The 17,697-nt window shown below is 49.8% G+C and carries 21 protein-coding genes and 2 pseudogenes; 16 read left to right on the top strand and 7 right to left on the bottom strand.

Annotated elements, in window-relative coordinates; all coding sequences use genetic code 11:
- Positions 1–1,317 precede the first annotated feature (1,317 nt).
- From OGX91_RS00325 to OGX91_RS00255, 15 genes and pseudogenes are all read left to right on the top strand, one after another.
- A complete protein-coding gene (locus OGX91_RS00325) occupies positions 1,318–2,421 on the top strand; it encodes a hypothetical protein (RefSeq protein ID WP_181618544.1) in 1,104 nt (367 codons plus the stop codon).
- Between the two features lie 167 nt (positions 2,422–2,588).
- Positions 2,589–3,476 carry a GTPase family protein gene (locus OGX91_RS00320; RefSeq protein ID WP_286625102.1) on the top strand — a complete coding sequence of 296 codons (888 nt, stop codon included), beginning with the start codon at positions 2,589–2,591 and terminating at the stop codon, positions 3,474–3,476.
- Positions 3,477–3,681: 205 nt separating this feature from the next.
- Positions 3,682–4,083 (top strand): hypothetical protein, encoded by a 402-nt coding sequence (locus OGX91_RS00315; RefSeq protein ID WP_047660999.1) that lies wholly within the window; start codon positions 3,682–3,684, stop codon positions 4,081–4,083.
- Between the two features lie 96 nt (positions 4,084–4,179).
- On the top strand, positions 4,180–4,647 hold the full coding sequence (locus OGX91_RS00310) for a YfjT/YkfB family phage-associated protein (protein ID WP_000727137.1): 468 nt from the start codon (positions 4,180–4,182) through the stop codon (positions 4,645–4,647).
- A gap of 190 nt (positions 4,648–4,837) precedes the next feature.
- A pseudogene (locus OGX91_RS00305) lies at positions 4,838–5,088 on the top strand (DUF905 family protein).
- A 115-nt stretch (positions 5,089–5,203) separates the two neighbouring features.
- A complete protein-coding gene (locus tag OGX91_RS00300; RefSeq protein ID WP_001234374.1) occupies positions 5,204–6,022 on the top strand; it encodes a DUF932 domain-containing protein in 819 nt (272 codons plus the stop codon).
- Entirely contained in the window at positions 6,022–6,285 is a 264-nt protein-coding gene (locus tag OGX91_RS00295; RefSeq protein ID WP_038633754.1) for a hypothetical protein, read from the top strand. Before OGX91_RS00300 ends, OGX91_RS00295 begins: the two co-directional genes overlap by 1 nt.
- Before the next feature lie 77 nt (positions 6,286–6,362).
- Positions 6,363–6,758, top strand: coding sequence for an antirestriction protein (locus OGX91_RS00290; RefSeq protein ID WP_052322945.1), 396 nt, complete (start codon positions 6,363–6,365; stop codon positions 6,756–6,758).
- A gap of 52 nt (positions 6,759–6,810) precedes the next feature.
- Positions 6,811–7,296, top strand: coding sequence for a RadC family protein (gene radC, locus OGX91_RS00285; RefSeq protein ID WP_038642868.1), 486 nt, complete (start codon positions 6,811–6,813; stop codon positions 7,294–7,296).
- 11 nt (positions 7,297–7,307) lie between these two features.
- Complete coding sequence (locus tag OGX91_RS00280) at positions 7,308–7,529, top strand: DUF987 domain-containing protein (protein ID WP_038633763.1); 222 nt, start codon at positions 7,308–7,310, stop codon at positions 7,527–7,529.
- Between the two features lie 22 nt (positions 7,530–7,551).
- Positions 7,552–7,911, top strand: a complete 360-nt coding sequence (locus OGX91_RS00275) for a type IV toxin-antitoxin system YeeU family antitoxin (protein ID WP_038633768.1) — start codon at positions 7,552–7,554, stop codon at positions 7,909–7,911.
- Between the two features lie 48 nt (positions 7,912–7,959).
- Positions 7,960–8,337 (top strand): TA system toxin CbtA family protein, encoded by a 378-nt coding sequence (locus tag OGX91_RS00270; protein ID WP_040063377.1) that lies wholly within the window; start codon positions 7,960–7,962, stop codon positions 8,335–8,337.
- The gene (locus tag OGX91_RS00265; RefSeq protein WP_040063379.1) at positions 8,334–8,825 is read left to right on the top strand and encodes a DUF5983 family protein; all 492 of its coding nucleotides are present in this window, start codon (positions 8,334–8,336) and stop codon (positions 8,823–8,825) included. The genes OGX91_RS00270 and OGX91_RS00265 overlap by 4 nt, the downstream gene beginning before the upstream one ends.
- 29 nt (positions 8,826–8,854) lie before the next feature.
- Positions 8,855–9,049, top strand: coding sequence for a DUF957 domain-containing protein (locus tag OGX91_RS00260; RefSeq protein WP_047661001.1), 195 nt, complete (start codon positions 8,855–8,857; stop codon positions 9,047–9,049).
- A gap of 80 nt (positions 9,050–9,129) precedes the next feature.
- Positions 9,130–9,978, top strand: coding sequence for a DUF4942 domain-containing protein (locus tag OGX91_RS00255; protein WP_040229927.1), 849 nt, complete (start codon positions 9,130–9,132; stop codon positions 9,976–9,978).
- Positions 9,979–10,280: 302 nt separating this feature from the next.
- On the opposite strand, the gene OGX91_RS00250 is transcribed toward OGX91_RS00255, so the two are convergent.
- The 7 genes from OGX91_RS00250 to OGX91_RS00220 all read right to left on the bottom strand — a co-directional run bounded on the left by OGX91_RS00250 (position 10,281) and on the right by OGX91_RS00220 (position 17,089).
- Positions 10,281–10,454 carry a hypothetical protein gene (locus OGX91_RS00250; protein WP_286625100.1) on the bottom strand — a complete coding sequence of 58 codons (174 nt, stop codon included), beginning with the start codon at positions 10,452–10,454 and terminating at the stop codon, positions 10,281–10,283.
- A gap of 420 nt (positions 10,455–10,874) precedes the next feature.
- Positions 10,875–11,150, bottom strand: coding sequence for an IS1 family transposase (locus OGX91_RS00245; protein WP_353622655.1), 276 nt, complete (start codon positions 11,148–11,150; stop codon positions 10,875–10,877).
- A gap of 176 nt (positions 11,151–11,326) precedes the next feature.
- Positions 11,327–11,956: a fimbrial protein gene (locus OGX91_RS00240; RefSeq protein ID WP_286625098.1), complete on the bottom strand. Its 630-nt coding sequence runs from the start codon at positions 11,954–11,956 to the stop codon at positions 11,327–11,329.
- Between the two features lie 93 nt (positions 11,957–12,049).
- Positions 12,050–13,216: a hypothetical protein gene (locus OGX91_RS00235; RefSeq protein ID WP_286625096.1), complete on the bottom strand. Its 1,167-nt coding sequence runs from the start codon at positions 13,214–13,216 to the stop codon at positions 12,050–12,052.
- A gap of 11 nt (positions 13,217–13,227) precedes the next feature.
- Positions 13,228–15,681 (bottom strand): fimbria/pilus outer membrane usher protein, encoded by a 2,454-nt coding sequence (locus OGX91_RS00230; protein ID WP_286625095.1) that lies wholly within the window; start codon positions 15,679–15,681, stop codon positions 13,228–13,230.
- Between the two features lie 94 nt (positions 15,682–15,775).
- The gene (locus OGX91_RS00225; protein ID WP_040232926.1) at positions 15,776–16,486 is read right to left on the bottom strand and encodes a fimbrial biogenesis chaperone; all 711 of its coding nucleotides are present in this window, start codon (positions 16,484–16,486) and stop codon (positions 15,776–15,778) included.
- Positions 16,487–16,543: 57 nt separating this feature from the next.
- On the bottom strand, positions 16,544–17,089 hold the full coding sequence (locus OGX91_RS00220; RefSeq protein WP_005123833.1) for a fimbrial protein: 546 nt from the start codon (positions 17,087–17,089) through the stop codon (positions 16,544–16,546).
- A gap of 523 nt (positions 17,090–17,612) precedes the next feature.
- Here OGX91_RS00220 and OGX91_RS00215 point away from each other — a divergent pair.
- A pseudogene (locus OGX91_RS00215) lies at positions 17,613–17,697 on the top strand (molybdopterin-guanine dinucleotide biosynthesis protein B); the annotation flags it as partial.

The following is a 17,697-nucleotide window of genomic DNA, read 5'->3' as shown; positions in this document are numbered from 1 at the left end:
GCGAAATCCACCCGAAGCATGAGTAATTTCGAATGACAGTCAAATAACCGGTCCTGATGGTTAAATAATACTGACTGAAGAGAATAGTCTGGTTTGTGGTTTGAGTTGATTACGTATTCCATGATAAATATCCCATAACAGTTATTGGTCATGAGATTACGGGAGAGATTAATTTTTTATGCAGAATACCGATTCAGGATTTCAGCCATTAAAGTATGTTTCTTGAGTATCATTTTTCACACGTGCTGTAACAGTAATTTCTTATCGTGCAATGGAATGGATGTTCATCACACAGGAAAGTCTGACAATCATTATGATTTACGGCAAAGAATAAACAATGATGTTAGTAATCATTGAACGTACCGGGATGTCTGAAAAGAAATCATCATCCGGTAGACGAAGAAATGTTGTACTTACTGAAGAGTCAGTATTCCTGGATACAAAGGTGTAAGTAAGTGGACAAATAACACTTCTTTATAAAATAACATTAATAACCTTAATGTTTCTTTTCACACAATCAGTAACCTCCAGAGAATACACTCACCACGCAGGTTTAAGTTATTCACGCCATGGTGTTCTAATGATATTAGCCACCATTTCTGTCTTCCCCGACTTGATACCTGTACAGGCATGTGCTCATGAAAGATTTGTATACGCATACTGTTTGACTCCCGGAACGGGTCACCCTGCCACGGTAATATTTACTGCAATAGTATTTTGCCGTTATTTATGCCGGTACGGGTTTTTCTTCCTGATTACGTCCCCGGTGTTTTCAGGCACAGAAAAAATGTAGAGGTAAGAGAGTAATTTTTGGTTACTCCGGAAAAATATTTCATGAGCGGCCGGAAATACATGAAAAAAGCAAGTTCGCGACGGGCTAACGTATTTATTTTCGAGGGGAAAACAGCATTCTTCCCGGAGATAACCATCAGACCACAGAATGCTCTGCAACTGCAGACAGGATAAGATACTCCCTGACCAGGTAAACGCAGTCGGAAAAACAGTCTCCCAGTAAGACGCTGACCGGCAGTAACGGAACACCCTCAGTCGCCTGAAAAGACAGTCAGAATCGTTTTCACCTTAAAATCATGTCATAACAATCCGAAACAACCAAAAAAAACGAATGCAAAAAAAATGAAAGTCTATGACTTATAACCCAATTAATACAATGAATTAACAAACAATCATAAGCTCTGAATAACATTGAAAAGGCTGTGTTTTACTATGTCACATTTGTGATCTCATACTTCTTAATTCAGAGCTTTATACGATACAATTCAGAGGTATAAAAACAGAACTGTTACCTGGAAGAAGAACATGAGAAAAGACGGACTCAATGATTTTTATGAAGTGAACTTTCTGAAACTAAGGGAGATAGATGCCACGTATCCATCGGAACCCATACGTTACGCGGACCTGGCTGACATATACAGTTTCATCAATTTTAATGATGCAGAATGTGAAAAAATACCGCCTGATGAAATTTCCACTAAAAAAAGAAAAACACAGGTAACAGACGGCTACGCATGCAATCTTTTGTCGGACATTCTTAAATATGAGAATTCATTACGCCCTGGCTCATTCCGTTCTCTCGCGGGAACGCATAAATATTTGAAACTTCATTACGAAGCAACCCCGGAATATAAAGAAGAACTGAAGAAAAATCTCATTCATAAAGAAGATGTGTTACTTAAAATCCAGGCTGAATATGACAAAATAAAAAATAAAACATCCGGAAAAATCACAATAATCCCAATCAGCTTTCACCTCAACGAAAAAACGGACGGACTCCTTCAGCACATCACCGAAGATTTAACCATAATTAACATGGCCTTTTCCTCGATGATGAGTAAAATAAAACATCGCACAATGTACAGCCGGATAGCCGGACATGTAAGACTGGGCATGCTGGACGAGAATTTTGAGCCTTTCACCCATGTGTTATTTTTTATTCAGGACGGGGCTGTCAGTCATGACTTTATCAGGGAAATCATTGAGGTCTGGTACTCTTTCATCCCTGAAGACATTGAATGCCTGGTGGGTGTTTCTGGTTTTGACTTTAATTTCTTACTCAACTTCCAGCGTGAAGTCATCAATGAACAAAAAAGTTCTTCCACGCCAGGAGGAATAACTTTTTTCATATCCGATATACTGAACCCGTTCCCTGATGTCACAGCAACCGGATATAATAACCATGAGCCCTGTACATTATTTTCCCGTCTGGTCAGAAGAACAGAAAGGGAAGATAACATCAACAGACCCCACCGACGACGTCTTGCTGACAGGGAGGCAGAAATCAGTGCGACTAAAAAAAAGAGTGGTTATGACAAACTGAAAAACACACCAGCCATTCACAGGGAATATTTTTTAAGAATTGCCAAAAAAGTCAACAAAATTCCTTTTATGCGTACCATAAACTGAATCAACATATCATCCTGGGCACTCAGTCCTGGTCGATATCCTGTTTAATTGATAAATCAGCCATTTTATAATTTATTTCAGTTATATATCACCTCAGTGAATTCCCTCCCGTTTACTTCAGTCAGGCCATCCATCCGTGATGGCCCTTTTATTATGCCGAGGCTTATATGAAACATCCTTCGGGCTATGCCCTGATCCGCCGACATCTGCGGCGCTACCCCCGTATTCTGCGGCAGCATCTTCTCCGGGAGCTCAGCCGCCTCGTCGCGTATGAACCCGTGATTGGCATCATGGGCAAGACCGGCGTCGGTAAATCCTCGCTGTGTAATGCGTTGTTCCGGAGTGAAGTCTGTGCGGTGAATGCCGTGGAAGCCTGCACCCGGCAGCCTCAGCGTGTGCGCCTGCGCTTCGGCAGTCATTACCTGACGCTGGTGGATTTGCCCGGTGTGGGGGAGAGTATCAGCCGCGACGATGAATACCGTGAGCTGTACCGCGAACTCATGCCACAACTCGATATGGTGCTGTGGGTGCTGAAGGCCGATGACAGGGCATTCTCGGTGGAAGAGCATTTTTATCAGGGGGTGTTCGCACAATACAGCGGACCGCTGCCACCAGTGTTGTGGGTCCTCAACCAGGTGGATAAAACCGAACCGGCTGAACAGTGGAACTGGCTGTCGGCACAGCCTTCAGTATCACAGAGTGAGCATATTACGCAGAAGCGCCAGGCCGTCGCCCGTCAGATGGGAACAGCAGAGACGAATATTCTTCCGGTGTCAGTCAGGGGACGGTACCACCTTCCCCGTCTGGTGGAGGCGATGATTACCCGTCTCCCAAAGCAGGCCCGCAGCCCGCTGGTGCCTCACCTGCAAAGCGGGTACCACACCCCCGGCATTATCACTACCGCCCGCAACAGCTTTGGCGATGCCGTGGTGGAAGTGATTGACGCAGTCATCGACCTGGCCCCGTTGCCACAGGCTGCACGTTACGCGCTCCAGACCGTCACACACACCGTGGCCCGAGCGGCCCGGACCGTCTGGTCCTTCTTCTTTGGCTGACTTCCACATCGATTAGCCTGTCTTCCGTTTCGATAAATAATTTTGCCCTGTCACGATCGATTTTGTCGATCGACCCGATCGGTTTTATTCATTATCCCTGGTAAATATCCGGTTATAGAATTCCTCAGGGATACTGTATTCAGCCATTTACTGATTAAAAATCAATGCGATGAATCGCAGGAGCGCATTCGTCCGGAGAAAAGTAATGAAAAGGTTTTTTATGATACTAACCACCAGTCTGTTGTTCACCTCACTTCCTTCCCTGGCCGCCAGTGATACGCCCGTTACAGTGAAGGTCAGCCATGCCGGTCCTGAGTGCTATGGCTGCGTCTATGTCACCGTGACAGCAAAAACCGACACCGTTCTGATAAAGAAAATCGATGTTAACCGGGGAAAATGTCCGATGCTGACACACCGAAAAATAGCCTACAGGGGCCGGAACGTGGACGGCTGGTGGCCCACAGATAAACCGTTCACACCCCGTAAAATGACCTTCGCTGAGAGTGTCTTCTGGAAATTTGGTCACACTTTGGATTTTGGTAAAGCCTGCAATTTTGTTGAGGCCCGGGTGTTCACCGATCAGGGCACATTCACCGTCAGCCAGTGATATCGCCAGTATCACTTATCAGCCCTCTTTCTTAACGCGTCTCAATGTCTTCAGGAGAGACCCGTATCGTCTTAACCATCACCCTCAGGGAATACTATGAAAAAGAAAATACTGCTTTTCACTCTTCTGATATCTGCTCTGACTCCGGCAGTGTCACAGGCCTTCGGTAACCGTGATACCTGGGCCAGCGGCTGGGGTCAGGGCGTGTCTGAGTTTGTAATTCTGGGGAAAGGACAGTCACAGCTTTACCTGACCTGCGAAGACACCGGCTCACAAGCGGCCACCCTGACCTTCACCGACGCAAACGGTCATCAGGTCAGGATGGATAACGGCCAGTCGCTGGACATGAAAATTGACGATGAGGAGCCTGTCAGCGTCAGTGACAGCGAGTCACATGTGGGCTCAGACAACGTGGCATGGGCATGGGATAAACTGCGCACCGGTAAGCGGGTCATTGTGTCCGGGGAGGGCGTAAAGGCAGCCGTGTTTACGCTTAACGGTGCGGGGAAGGTCCTTCCCGCGTTCGGGGACAGCGGCTGTCTGCCGAAATATGCCCTGCCGTAATAAAGACAGGTAACGCCTTTTTTCTGAATTCATTCACGCTCACGACAACAGGAACCTCAGTCCATGACGCATATCCCGGTTCAGGCAGCACACACCCGCCAGCCCTGACCACTGCATCAGTATTTCACACCGCCGACGCCCTGCTCATTTGAGCGGGGCGTTTTCTTTTGTTTCTCATCAGGGATCAGATATGCAGACCACTGATAATGCGTCGCTGCCACCCGGCCCCTTCACCCGCCGACAGGCGGAAGCCATGGCCGCACGCTATCTCAACGTCACCGTCGAAGACGACCAGGGCCCCATTTTCGTCTGGTCATCCGCGACTGCCGTGGCATGCTGATATGGCGGGACTGGAATTTTGCCCCGCAGGCCGGAGAGATGCTGAACCGCTATCTCATCAGCGACGGTATTCCTGTGTCACCACAGCCACTGAGCCACTGAGCGGCGAAGTCCTGCTCATTTTTCAACAGAACACAGTCCCCCACAGGCCATGCACCTTCCGGAGCATGGCCTTTCTGCTTTTATGCCCTTTAACCCGATATCAGAGGTATTAACCATGCGCTTAGCCAGCCGTTTTGGTGCGGCCAGTCTCGTACGCCGCGACCGCCCACTGACCCGTGATGAACTGGCACACTATGTGCCCAGCGTATTCAGTGAAGAAAAGCACGAATCACGCTCAGAACGTTATACGTATATCCCGACCATCACACTGCTTGATAATCTGCAGCGGGAAGGCTTCCAGCCGTTCTTTGCCTGCCAGACCCGCGTTCGCGACCTGAATAAACGCGACCACACAAAGCACATGCTGCGTCTGCGGCGTGAGGGGCAAATCACCGGTAAACAGGTCCCCGAAATCATCCTGCTTAACAGCCACGACGGCTCCAGCTCATACCAGATGCTGCCGGGCCTGTTTCGCTTTGTCTGCCAGAACGGACTTGTCTGTGGCGAAACCTTTGGTGAGGTTCGCGTACCGCACAAGGGGAATGTGGTGGATAAAGTCATTGAAGGGGCTTATGAGGTGCTGGGGATATTTGACCGGGTGGAGGAGAAGCGGGATGCCATGCAGTCACTGCTACTTCCTCCGCCGGCACAGCAGGCGTTTGCCAGAGCCGCCCTGACGTACCGCTTTGGGGAAGAGCACCAGCCGGTGACGGAAGCACAGATTCTGTCTGCGCGACGCTGGCAGGATGAAAGTTCCGACCTGTGGACCACCTACCAGCGTATCCAGGAAAACCTGATTAAAGGCGGTCTGCCGGGCAGAACAACGAAAGGTAAACGGGCCCACACCCGTGCGGTTAACGGCATTGACGGCGACGTGAAGCTCAACCGCGCCCTGTGGGTAATGGCGGAAAGCCTGCTCGGGAGCCTGAAGTAATGCAGTGTATTCCTGGCGGCGTGATTCAGGTTTCGCCACATCCGTTCTCCCTGATCAGTGAGCAAAGCTGCCGCTCCATCTCTGATGACGACCTGTGCGCCTGGTGCTCTCACCTTCTTTATCGTCCCGGTGAACTCAGCCAGTGCGGCATAAGTATCCCTGAGGGGCACTGGCCTTCACGCTGTGATGATGATGGCTATGTGCAGTTCTGTCCGTCACTTTGTCACAACAACCCACATGAAAATACAAAGGAAATCAAATGAACAACATACTCACCCTGACCAGTCCGGTGACTGAATCTCTCACCTCACCACGTACTGATACAGACCGCATCGAATGCATGCCCGTACCCGATGAACAGCGTGCCGCCTTCTGGCCGCAGCAGTTTGGCAGCATACCGCAGTGGATAACCCTTGAACCCCACATTTTTGGCTGGATGGACCGGTTTTGCAGGGACTACAGCGGCGGGATATGGAATTTCTTTACCCTCAGCAATGGCGGTGCATTTATGGCCCCGGAGAACGAAAACGATGAGAAATGGACACTGTTTAACAGCATGAACGGTAACGGCGCAGAGATGAGCGCTGAGGCTGCCGGGATAGCCGTCTGCCTTATCGCTTACAGTCATCACGCCTGCCGCACCGAATGCGATGCCATGACGGAGCACTATTATCGCCTGCGGGACTATGCCCTGCTGCACCCGGACTGCCACGCAATTATGCGTATCATTGATTAGGGGAATAACCATGACGAATCCGGCCCCCTTACCCACGTCATCGCAGCCTGATATGTTCCCGTCACTGACCTCACCACACCAGGAAGTCCCCCTGTCCCCGTATGCCCGGCGAACGTTACGGCGGGCAATGAACCTGCTGGAGCGCCAGTTGCGTGAACCCGGTGTGGCCTTCACCTCCGCCGGTGCCACCCGGGACTGGCTGCGTCTGCGCCTGGCAGGGGAAGAGCGCGAAGTGTTTATGGTGCTGTTCCTCGACAACCAGAACCGCCTCATTGCCCACGAGATACTGTTCACCGGCACTATCAGTCATACCGAAGTCCATCCCCGGGAAGTGGTGAAAGCCGCCCTGAAACATAACGCAGCCGCCGTCATCGTTGCCCATAACCATCCGTCAGGCCTGGCGGAGCCCAGCCAGGCTGACCGCCGCCTCACGGAACGTCTTAAGCAGGCACTGGACCTGGTGGATATCCGCCTGCCGGACCATCTGGTGGTTGGCGGCATGGAAGTAGTGTCATTCGCTGAACGCGGCTGGCTGTAAGGAGAGCAGCGATGAAGATTATCAGCAAACGTCAGGCGATGGCGCTATATCGCCAGCATCCTGAGTCCAGGCTGTTTCGCTTCTGTTCCGGAAAATACGCCTGGTCCGGCAGCGTCTGCCACTATGCAGGGAAGGAGGTCCAGGATATCAGCGGCGTCCTGGCCGTGTTCGCTGAACGTCGCCAGGACCGCAACGGCCCGTATGTCGTTCTGCGCAGCGTCACCCTCAGTTAACTCATATTCAAGGAGCACGACCTTGTTGAATAAAACACTGCCGGCAAATCATCATATTTCTGAACCGTGGTGGGGACTGAAACGTAATATCACCCCGTGCTTCGGTGCACGGCTGGTACAGGAAGGCAACCGGCTGCATTATCTGGCCGACCGCGCCAGCATCACCGGGACATTCACCGACGCGGATTTGCGCCATCTCGACCAAGCGTTTCCGGTACTGCTGAAGCAAATGGAACTGATGCTGGTTTCCGGCGAACTCAGTCCCCGCCATCAGCACTGCGTCACGCTGTATGCAAAGGGACTGACCTGCGAGGCTGACTCACTCGGATCGCATGGCTATATCTATATAGCGATTTATCCGACACCATCAGTAACGTCATAACCCCCGCAACACCTTTCTTTTTACCCCTTCAACAACGAGATACCCCTTATGCAAACACAACCCGTATCCCCGGCACGGGAGGCTTCTCCACGTCTGTCACCCGTGGAGATTTGGCAGCGACTTCTGAGCCACCTGCTGGATCATCACTACGGTCTGGCGCTAAACGACACGCCGTTTGGCAACGACGACGTGATTCAGGAGCACATTGACGCCGGTATTTCCCTGTGTGATGCCGTCAATTTTATCGTCGAAAAATACGATCTGGTACGCACTGACCGTTACGGATCCAGCACTACAGAGCAGTCACCGCTTATCAGCAGTATCGATATTCTCCGCGCCCGTAAGGCCTGTGGACTGATGACACGTAACGGCTACAGAGCGGTGACAGATATCACTACAGGCAAATACAGCAAGATGACCCGATGAAGCTGTCTCTCAACGTGGAAGCTGATGCCATCAACGTTCTGGCCCTCAACATGGGGCGTATCGCAGTGGATGTCGATGGTATTGAATTGTCCGAACTGATCGCCGCGGTAAACCAGAACGGCTGCTCACTGCGGATCGCGGATGAACCTGGGAAGATCGCCGTTGAATTCCCACGGCCCCCTTTTACATCATTACCGGGGATGTGCTGCAGTACTGCGCACCTCACGGAGGAAGACAATTCACTGTTGTACGCCCTGTCACATCAGCGCGAAGACTTCGGCGAGTCGGAATGGATTATGTACACTGGTTCAGGTTATCTGATTCGCCTGTATGCCTGGTCGTTTCCGGTATTACGGCTCAAACGCCTCGGACTGTCGAAAGCCTGCCGCCGGTTAGTGATAACGCTTATCCGTCGCTACGCCGTTGGCATTGTTCATCTGGATGCCTTTGGCGAAGTGCTGCCCGGCTTTGACGTTTTCGACTGGTAACCCCACCTCAATCACCACAAGGTTTTCACATGCCAGAATTAACCACTGAAACCGCTCTCGATATTTTGATTTGCTTGCTGCAGGACAACATCTGTTGCGACAGCGGGATTATCTTCGATAACGACGAAGTAAATACCGATTCAGCCGTGCTGTTGCCATGGATTGAACAGGCACTCAGGGATGTTCGCGATCTTCAGCGTCTGCAGCAGACCAGTACAGATTAATTACCTGTCCGTACTCATCACTTACCCATAAGCGCCAGCCCTCACCGACTGGCACTTTGCTTTATATAAGGAAATAAATGATGTCAGACCTTACTCTTAACGAACCCGAAGTATTAACCGGCCACACAGACGTTATTTGCTCCACCAGCATTGAGCGCATCGTCACCGGACGTAATGCGGCGCTGGCGCAGATTGAAGTGCTCATGCAACAACTTAGCGATATTGCAACACTGACCCGCAGTATTGGCGGTAAAACCGCTCTGGACTGGGCCATGAAGCAGGAATTCCGCCGTGGTTGCTGGTTGATGGAAAAACCAGAAACAGCGATGAAAGCCATTACCCGTAATCTCGATCGTGGTATATGGCGCGATTTAATGAAAAAGTCAGGGATGCTTTCCATCATGGACGCTCAGGCTCGTGATCAGTGGTACAGAAATCTTGGGGGGGAGAACATTCCTGCAGTCAGCGAAGCCAACATTCTGAGCACTTTTGAGCAACTGTATCTGAATAAAGGTGATGTGTTTGAGCGGGGTGTCATTAACGTCTTCAAAGGGTTGAGCTGGGATTTTAAGACGAACAGCCCCTGTAAATTTGGAGGGAAAATCATCGTCAGTGGGCTAGTCAAATGTGACCGGTGGGGATTTGGGCTTCTCTGGGGCTGGCAACGCGATCGGTTAGCTGACCTTGAGCGGATGCTGATGCTTCTGGACGGAAAACCGGTTCCCGACAACCGTGCCGACGTCACCCGTCGTCTCGCCAATCATATCCATGAAAACAGGCACAGCAATCGTTACGAGGATGAGATGTTTGCAATCAAATACTTTCAGAAGGGAACTGCTCATATCACCTTTAAGCGGCAAGAACTGGTCGATAAGCTGAATGACATCATCGCACGTCACTACCCTGGAATGCTGGCATCCGGACAGTAATCAGGGGCCTGCACATATGTGAAATGTCAGTATCAGTGCAGAGTTAAACAAACCCCTTGCCAGGTTCGCCTGCTTATGGACAATATGATACTGACGTTCCTGGTGCTTTTCTTCTGGTGGTTTGTTACTGGATTCTGTAACGCACCAGGAGCGTCACCAGACAAAGGACCATCATAAAGTATCAACACATCAGCCTGAGGCGAGTATCCCACTTATCGTCACCGATTCGGGTTTCGGATTCATACCAATCGGGAATGAGGGTACAAATGAGGGCATAAATATAATCACATCAAAAATTTTACTTATAAATCATAAAGATAAAACAAAAGATCGATTCCGAGTCCGGCACCACTATTTAAAGAAACCAGCTTAACGGCTGGTTTTTTGCTTTCTGGGGTTCCGGTAGATTTCTGGTCGCTTTGACAGTTGATGTCATTACCGTGCTTCTGCCATCCAGCATGAGTATTTCTCTTCATTCGCCTCCGGTCACTGTGGCTTTACACAGTGAGCTACAAAGTAACAATGAGCATTAACCCCGTCATGTATACATTTTGGTAAATTCATCATGACAGTTTGCATCCGGTCTTAAGAAACACACTCCATCACCTCCTTTCATATATACGAAGCAGGTGAATCTGGTCAGGTCCCCTTCTGCATTTACCTGATTTTATTTGTATAGACTCAGACACTTCGGGCGATATCATGCGGGGAACCACCTTGCTTATATCTGTCCTGGGTAATCGCTTTCTGTTCTGGCGTATAGTTAACACGCGTTCTGTTTTGGTGTTATATGCGTACCAGAGCCAGCGTTGTCGGGCTTTGCTGCCCACAAAACCCTATTGCTCATCAGGTTCGCAGATGAGAGCCACATCAGCATGATGTGACGGGCGAAGACGTTATTCGTTTCGGCGAGAGTTTTTTAAAGTGTGGATAACGGTATTGATGCCGATTTGCAGCACTCCTGCGGTATCCCGAACGCCTATACCGTTGAAAGTCATCGGTAATGTGCTCTTTAACGCCAGGCTTTCTTTTCTGGCCTCTGAAGAATAAGTGGGCAGAAATCCCCGATGGCATTCGCGACATCGAAAGCGGTCAATACCTTTAGGGTTCTGACCATGACGATAATCCAGAGCTGACTGACAGCGAGGACAATGAACGGTGATAGTGGCCACAGAAGCCCCCTAAAACCCCAGGTTATTCATGACTACTCAACCCATTGGAAGCCTTACCGGGAAAAGCAAAAACCTGCCCGAAAGCAGGTTTCTCTAAATTTGGTGCCCTGACCGGGCCATAGTATTCCAATCAGCAATACCGGCCTTTGCGATCGCAGTATGGTTGCCAGTAACGCTTACATGTAATGTACAATAAACATAACCGTAGCCTGGTACGGGCCGGGCTGCGGCTTGTCATCGGTAACCTGAACGGCTTTAACACGGTAGTGGAGCATGGCTGCGTCGTCAATCGTCTGCGGGCAACTTGTGCCCTCGTTATCGGCCTCCATCCATCCTACTTTCTGAGCATCGTTGCACTTCGCCACCTCGCTATCAGACGAGACGTAAAAGAACGCAATTCCGATGCCCGGATTGGTGGATTGCAACACTAAATAACATTGTGGTAGTGCGGTCCTGCATACGGGCATACTTAAACCTGGGTCTGGGTACGCACTGCCATGGTACCAGCCATTGAAGAAGTCAAGTTTGTATGTGTTTAAGCTTGGGTCACAGCCCTTAATCTGGATATAAAAGTCTGTATCTGCGCCCCCTGACCACAGGCCGGTGTAATCTGAGGTGGAGGAGAGTGCCATTGCGACGGTACCCTGGTTACTGCCGCTGCCATTGACGTTAAGACTGCAACTCTCCTCGTAGATACGGACTGTAAAATCTTGCTTGAAGGTATCGGAGGCTTGCGCCGCCAGGCTAAAAAGAGTGATAAGCACACCGGCTATTAGCCTAAATAAGGTTTTATTTTTTAACATCATAGCTCCTTGACATTAATCGACGATATTGACACCGCAGTGATAAAAATACCGGTAAATCGCCTGGCGCGGGCACGTCATCCTGGGTCATGAAAATTAGTAATATACAACCTTAAAAAAGAGCGTTCCGTTCAGTATTCCTGGCTGTGGCGTCTCGCCGTTGCCGAGGGGGGCGATGTAGGGCTGTAAACCGAAAGACATCCCAGAGCCACTCTGTGCCCCTCCAGATCTGAACACATAATCAGAAACACGGTCAGTAGGTTCCTGTTGCAATAAATTGATCATCGTGGAATAACCCTTCCTACTAAACCGGAATCCTAATCCTTTGGTGGTGCTGTTGCTGTTAGGAAGGAGCAGAGAGGGATCTGCTGGCGAAACATGAGCTGCATCCGCATATATATCCCAGTAGGCCAGGGGCTCATAGTTTTGACCACCCTGGCCGCGGCTTCTGTCGGGGGAGCCGAAGCTGCAGTTCTTTACGCCTACGAGCAACAGCGGCAAATTTCCCGCATTACCAGACGTCGCACTTTGATCTGTATAATTGTAGTACTCCTCCCCGCCCTGATTCATGGTCTCCATACTAAAATCAATGATGGCTGAACCGAGATCTTGCGTCGGCTGATCCAAATCCGGATCACATGACCATCCCTGAACTTTGATCTCACCAATATTAATGGCGTTTCGGCTCATGTTTATCCAAGATTTCCCGTCACCTCCAGGGTCGAGAACCTGGTAGATCACATCAATCTTCTTATTAATACTATATGTGCCACCGGGGACGACGGGTTTGGCAGTGTATATTTGCGTTTCAAGGTTAGGGCCGGCGCTGCTGCCTGCAGGGTACTCACGAAAATTCCTTGTATAGGTTCCACCAAGGTCGGCAGGATACTTCACACCGTTAGGCAGAACCCATAGCACTTTAATATAGAACGTTTTCTGGTCGTCTAACCAGTACGTCCCGGGCTCCTCATTGCGTTCCAGTGCGGTTGTGCCGCTCACTGTTCTCCGAAAGGAATCCTGAGCCTCGGGACACTCGTAGCTGCCGTTCGCGTAAAAGTTATCGGCAGTAAAAGGCGCCAGGCTGGAACCCGTGGAATCTTCACCAATGAGGCTCGTTTTGCTAACGCTTAAGGTCTGATCTGGCGAACTGGTCTTGACTGTACAGGGCGCAGCCCAGGCTTGTTGGACCATGCTCAGGGGCAGCAGCAGCGTAAGCAGAGCGAGAAGGGACGCTGCACGGTGTAGAGTGTTACGTATCATCATTTTCTCCTTGCTTATTCACAGGCCAGGGCGGTTTGCACGATGGTGTTGCTCTCTTCGGCTATGGAAAGCTGTGCGATGCAGGACGCATCGTCCCCGGCTCCCCACTGTGCTTTCAGCGTTGCCTTGTCGTTAATGCCTGAGAGATACACCTCACCCGCATCGCCGACGATACTGCCTTCCGATGCGGTATCGTTCGTCTGGGTCACGATGGCACCAAACGGCACTGGCTTGCCACGATGCCGTAGCGTCGCCAGCACGCGTGTACCAACTTTAGTATCAAATGTCGCCATGAGGACGGCGCCATCGGTGGGAACGACCTGTACCACCGCGCGGGTAATATCGACGTTTTCCGCCGTTCCGCTGTTTAGTGAAATACGATTATTGCGGTAGTTTCGCAGCGACGGTACGATAGCGTTGCCGAACATGTCGGTAGTGATGCCGCTCCCATTCAGTACCTGGATGCCGCTGGCACCCTCGGTATGCACAATGGCCAACGCCCCGTACAGCGGTTGCCCGAGGGTGACTCCGTGAGGGTGCGCCACGACGCTGCCGCGGGCACTCCAGTTATACTGGCGACTGTTGTTGTCGCTGTAGTTGTAACCGCCACCGACTTCCCCCCAGGCTCCGCGATAGCTAAGCGAGCTGCTGCCGCTGTACAGAGACGGCTCGTCCTGGTAGCTCTGCGTCACGGAATAGCTTAAATTATTGTCTTCCAGCAGCGTGCCGTTAATCCCCGCCTGGTGGTTAGTTGGCCCGTGTCGGCTCTGATTGATGCTATAGCTGGCGTAAGCGTTTGGCATCCAGGCATCCAGCGGTACGGATAGCGTAAATGCCACCTGCTTGTCGGTCTCGCTACCGGGTGTTGATGTCTGGCTGTAGTTGAGCGAATAGGTGGCTTGCCCCAGCGAATTGCTGTAGCCCAGCGAAAAGGTGCGCTCATGACCATCGAGATCCCAGTAATCCTGCTGTGAGGCGTTGATATAGAGAGACCCCCACTGCACTAATGACTGGTTGATATTAATCTGCCAACGGCTGCGGCGGTTATACATCCGCCGGTAGCTGTATATATCATCCTCATCCTCGGTGTAGTTTGCTCGCTGATCCAGCGTTTCCTGGAAGGTATAGAAGCTGGAGGTCGAGTAACGGTAGCTGGCCAACGAGACGGTGGTGTTGGTGGGTTCAAAGCTTTTGGCGTACTGCGCGCGCCATGACAATCCCTGTTCCGTACTGTTGTCGTTTTTGTGAGTTTCGGAACGTGCGCCAGTTACGTCAAAGGAGACGGAGCCGAACTGATGCAGATCGATACCCATCCCCAGCAAGCTGGCGAGATAGATATTTGAGGCGAGCTGTCCACCGTAAATTGTAAAACCATAGGGTAAGCCGTAGATAACGGTACCCTGCACAAAACCGGGTTCTTCGGCATCACCGCCATTATTATCGCGATATTGACCGCCGGAAAAACTGAACCTGTATGCCCCCTGACGCAGCATCATCGGTACCGAACTGCTGGACTGTATCCAGCTGCGCTCGCTGCCGTCCGCTTCGCGGACCGTGATCTCCAGATCGCCACCGGACGTTACCTGGCTGATATCTTTTAATTCAAAAGGCCCGGCGGAAACCCAGGTTTGATAAATGACATAGCCGTTTTGCTTGACTGTGACGCGGGCGTCGCTGTTGGCGATACCAGAGATCGTTGGGGCGAAACCCTGCAGGTTGTAGGGCAGCATATCGGTATCGGTCTCCAGCTTCACGCCGGTAAAAGAGACGCTATCGAACAGTTCGCCGTCGCTCCAGGTCTGTCCCATGTAAAGCTGGCTTTGCCATGATTTGATCGCACGCTGCAGCCAGGTGTTAATAGAGTCCCAACCGTTGCTATTGCTCCAGGTGCTGTTATTGTACAGCCGCCAGGGACCGAAATTGGCCCCGGAGGTCAGATTCATAAAATGTGAGGTATCATCGCCGTAATAGCTGGTGTGCTGCGTGCCGCCATGGTAATCGTAGCTCAGCCAGGTTGCCGGAACGCCATCATCCCACAGTTCCGGGGAGATGCCATTTCGGACAGATTGGTCGAGGTAAAGTTGGGGAACGCGCAGGCTCAGCGTTTGATAACCGGTGTCAATAAAATAACTGGCTTTATCGATATAGTCGGCAATATTGCCGACTATCGCATCATCCGGGAGCGATTTTAATCCAGTGACCGCATCGGTTCTGACGCCATAGCGACGCAAATCCGCCACGCTCAACTGTGGTTCAAGACGTTTCTTGTCGGCGCTAATGGTATAGGTAATGACGCGTTTATCGATAAGATCTTCACCGAAGTAAACGGACGTTAGCCAACTGCCGGGCAGCAAGGCGTTATTATCGATAAAGTTTTGCAATGTGGCGCTGTTTTCCAGCGGCGTACCAAATCCTAATGCGTTGATATCGAATTCATCACGGGCATCTGCGGCGGGTATGACAGCCATCAATGATAACGTTAGCGTAGACAGCATCAATGATAAATAACATGAATTGCTATCTCTGGTTACGCACATATACACCTCCTGACGTTCCATTCATTTAAAGCGGCTGCATTTTTTCTGTTGTAGTGCCGCCATAATCGTTGATAGCGCTCCATTTCACGGAACCAGTGGCTCCCGTCGGGATGACCATCGTCATGTTCGAAAGCGGGGAAACCATCAACGCCTGTGCCGGAGTCAGTGTTTTATCAATCGGCATCGTCTTTTTGCCGCCGACGGTTAGCGAAGTAAACGAGATAAAAAACGGTGTCGGATTTTTGACCCGGAGCATATTGCCCTCACGGCTAAAGGTGACTTTCTCCCATGCCGTATCCGCGTCGTGCTGGGTAAAGGTTTGTGGACGGAAAAATAATTTGACCTGTGAATGAATGGCAATTTGCAGACGGCTTTTATCTTGCAATTGTTCCGGTACGTTAGCGACGGTTTTGATATTCAGCGTAAACAGCTTTTCCCGATCGTTAGTCAACTCTTTAGGGCCGGTATAAACAATATGAAGAATCGTTTCTTGTTTTTCGTTGAGCTTTAAAAGCGGCGGCGTAACGATAAAAGGCGCTTTCGTACCGTCCGGTTGCGATACCCAGGACTGAACCAGATGGCGGGTATCATCATCCTTATTCTTGATAGGCAACTGAACTTCATTTTTATCTGCCGGGTATATAATTCTTGTTCCGCCGAAAATAACACCTGCGTGGCAGAAAGAAGCAACAGAAAAAAATGCCATGGCGCAGACAGCAGCAGAAAGATATTTCATATTATTTTTCTCTTAAGCAAAATAAATGGCGGTATAGCACCGCCATTTATTTACGGGTTACTGATAAGCGACTTTAAATGTTGCGGTTGCGGCGTAGGTACCGGTTGTTGGCGCATCGTCCCCGACCTGTACCGTTTGTGCGGTGTAGTTAAATACGTTTTCGGTTGGTGTTGCCAGCTTATTGTTGTTGTCCTGCCAGAAAGCGTTGGCAGTATTGAACACAATTTTACCATCGGCAGTAGAACGACCACCGGTAGTGTCAGCAAGACGGATACCTACGTTGGTTGCGGTACCGGTTGTTTGCAGTACTTCGTTTGCCGCACCTCGGACATCAGTGGTGCCAGCGAAATTCAACGCAATCTGGTTTGCCAGAATATCGCAACCAGACACTTTGATCGTAAAAGACTGTTCCGCACCGACGGTGTCCGGCCCGGTATAATCTGTGATGTAAGTTCCTGGCATTTTAACGGTTGCGGTACTGCTACCTGAATCGTTGACATCAATGGCACAACTGTCAGCAAGGATAAGTCCATTAAAGGTGATGGTGCCACTATCGACAGCCTGTGCATTACTGCAGATCAGCGCGGTAAGGCTCGTAGCCATACATATAGCTAATACTCGTTTTTTGGATAACATAAACAATCCCTATTTGATATTAATATATTGATTAATACGATAATATTAATCCATAAGACTTTGCATCAAGTTGGTTTTGTTTGCTATCAATAAAAAGTGCGATGGTAATTTTTAAGAAAATATAAATATATTTTAATTATAAAAACCAATAGATTATATATTTTACAACTAAATTAATATAAACAATATTTATTGCATGTGCATTTTGAATTATTTATTTTCATATATATTTTTTTTATTGGTATTTTTCATTGTTTTTTTGACGGCTGTTGATGAGAGCGTTCCCAGCTCTGATTGATGTGGCTGATGATTATTGAAAATCACAACTACTCTCGTGTTACCTGAGTCACTTTCCCCTTCGTGGGGGCGCTGTTTACGAGAAATACCGACAAAACTAATAACAAACAGCGTGTTAATTGTGGATATGGATTCCGAGTCCGGCACAAAAATTTACAGAACCCAGCCTATAGCTGGTTTTTTGCTTTTATAGCTTCTGATAGACGAATATGTTATCGCAGTTGCCAGTGATGTTCCGCTGGCGGTGGATGTGCCATTGTTAGATATCAACGATATAC

This window comes from Citrobacter sp. Cpa228, assembly GCF_030333085.1.
Lineage (GTDB): Bacteria > Pseudomonadota > Gammaproteobacteria > Enterobacterales > Enterobacteriaceae > Citrobacter > Citrobacter pasteurii.
This window is presented reverse-complemented; position numbering and strand designations above follow the sequence as displayed.

Bases quoted from the DNA above. Each gene is read 5' to 3' on its own strand.
- OGX91_RS00295 (WP_038633754.1), top strand. From the start codon at position 6,022: ATGCAGTGTATTCCTGGCGGCGTGATTCAGGTTTCGCCACATCCGTTC.
- OGX91_RS00255 (WP_040229927.1), top strand. From the start codon at position 9,130: ATGTCAGACCTTACTCTTAACGAACCCGAAGTATTAACCGGCCACACA.
- OGX91_RS00225 (WP_040232926.1), bottom strand. From the start codon at position 16,486: ATGAAATATCTTTCTGCTGCTGTCTGCGCCATGGCATTTTTTTCTGTT.
- OGX91_RS00320 (WP_286625102.1), top strand. From the start codon at position 2,589: ATGAAACATCCTTCGGGCTATGCCCTGATCCGCCGACATCTGCGGCGC.
- OGX91_RS00300 (WP_001234374.1), top strand. From the start codon at position 5,204: ATGCGCTTAGCCAGCCGTTTTGGTGCGGCCAGTCTCGTACGCCGCGAC.
- OGX91_RS00315 (WP_047660999.1), top strand. From the start codon at position 3,682: ATGAAAAGGTTTTTTATGATACTAACCACCAGTCTGTTGTTCACCTCA.
- OGX91_RS00280 (WP_038633763.1), top strand. From the start codon at position 7,308: ATGAAGATTATCAGCAAACGTCAGGCGATGGCGCTATATCGCCAGCAT.
- OGX91_RS00250 (WP_286625100.1), bottom strand. From the start codon at position 10,454: ATGAAGAGAAATACTCATGCTGGATGGCAGAAGCACGGTAATGACATC.
- OGX91_RS00310 (WP_000727137.1), top strand. From the start codon at position 4,180: ATGAAAAAGAAAATACTGCTTTTCACTCTTCTGATATCTGCTCTGACT.
- OGX91_RS00325 (WP_181618544.1), top strand. From the start codon at position 1,318: ATGAGAAAAGACGGACTCAATGATTTTTATGAAGTGAACTTTCTGAAA.
- OGX91_RS00220 (WP_005123833.1), bottom strand. From the start codon at position 17,089: ATGGCTACGAGCCTTACCGCGCTGATCTGCAGTAATGCACAGGCTGTC.
- OGX91_RS00265 (WP_040063379.1), top strand. From the start codon at position 8,334: ATGAAGCTGTCTCTCAACGTGGAAGCTGATGCCATCAACGTTCTGGCC.
- OGX91_RS00240 (WP_286625098.1), bottom strand. From the start codon at position 11,956: ATGATGTTAAAAAATAAAACCTTATTTAGGCTAATAGCCGGTGTGCTT.
- OGX91_RS00235 (WP_286625096.1), bottom strand. From the start codon at position 13,216: ATGATGATACGTAACACTCTACACCGTGCAGCGTCCCTTCTCGCTCTG.
- OGX91_RS00290 (WP_052322945.1), top strand. From the start codon at position 6,363: ATGCCCGTACCCGATGAACAGCGTGCCGCCTTCTGGCCGCAGCAGTTT.
- radC (WP_038642868.1), top strand. From the start codon at position 6,811: ATGTTCCCGTCACTGACCTCACCACACCAGGAAGTCCCCCTGTCCCCG.
- OGX91_RS00260 (WP_047661001.1), top strand. From the start codon at position 8,855: ATGCCAGAATTAACCACTGAAACCGCTCTCGATATTTTGATTTGCTTG.
- OGX91_RS00230 (WP_286625095.1), bottom strand. From the start codon at position 15,681: ATGGCTGTCATACCCGCCGCAGATGCCCGTGATGAATTCGATATCAAC.
- OGX91_RS00270 (WP_040063377.1), top strand. From the start codon at position 7,960: ATGCAAACACAACCCGTATCCCCGGCACGGGAGGCTTCTCCACGTCTG.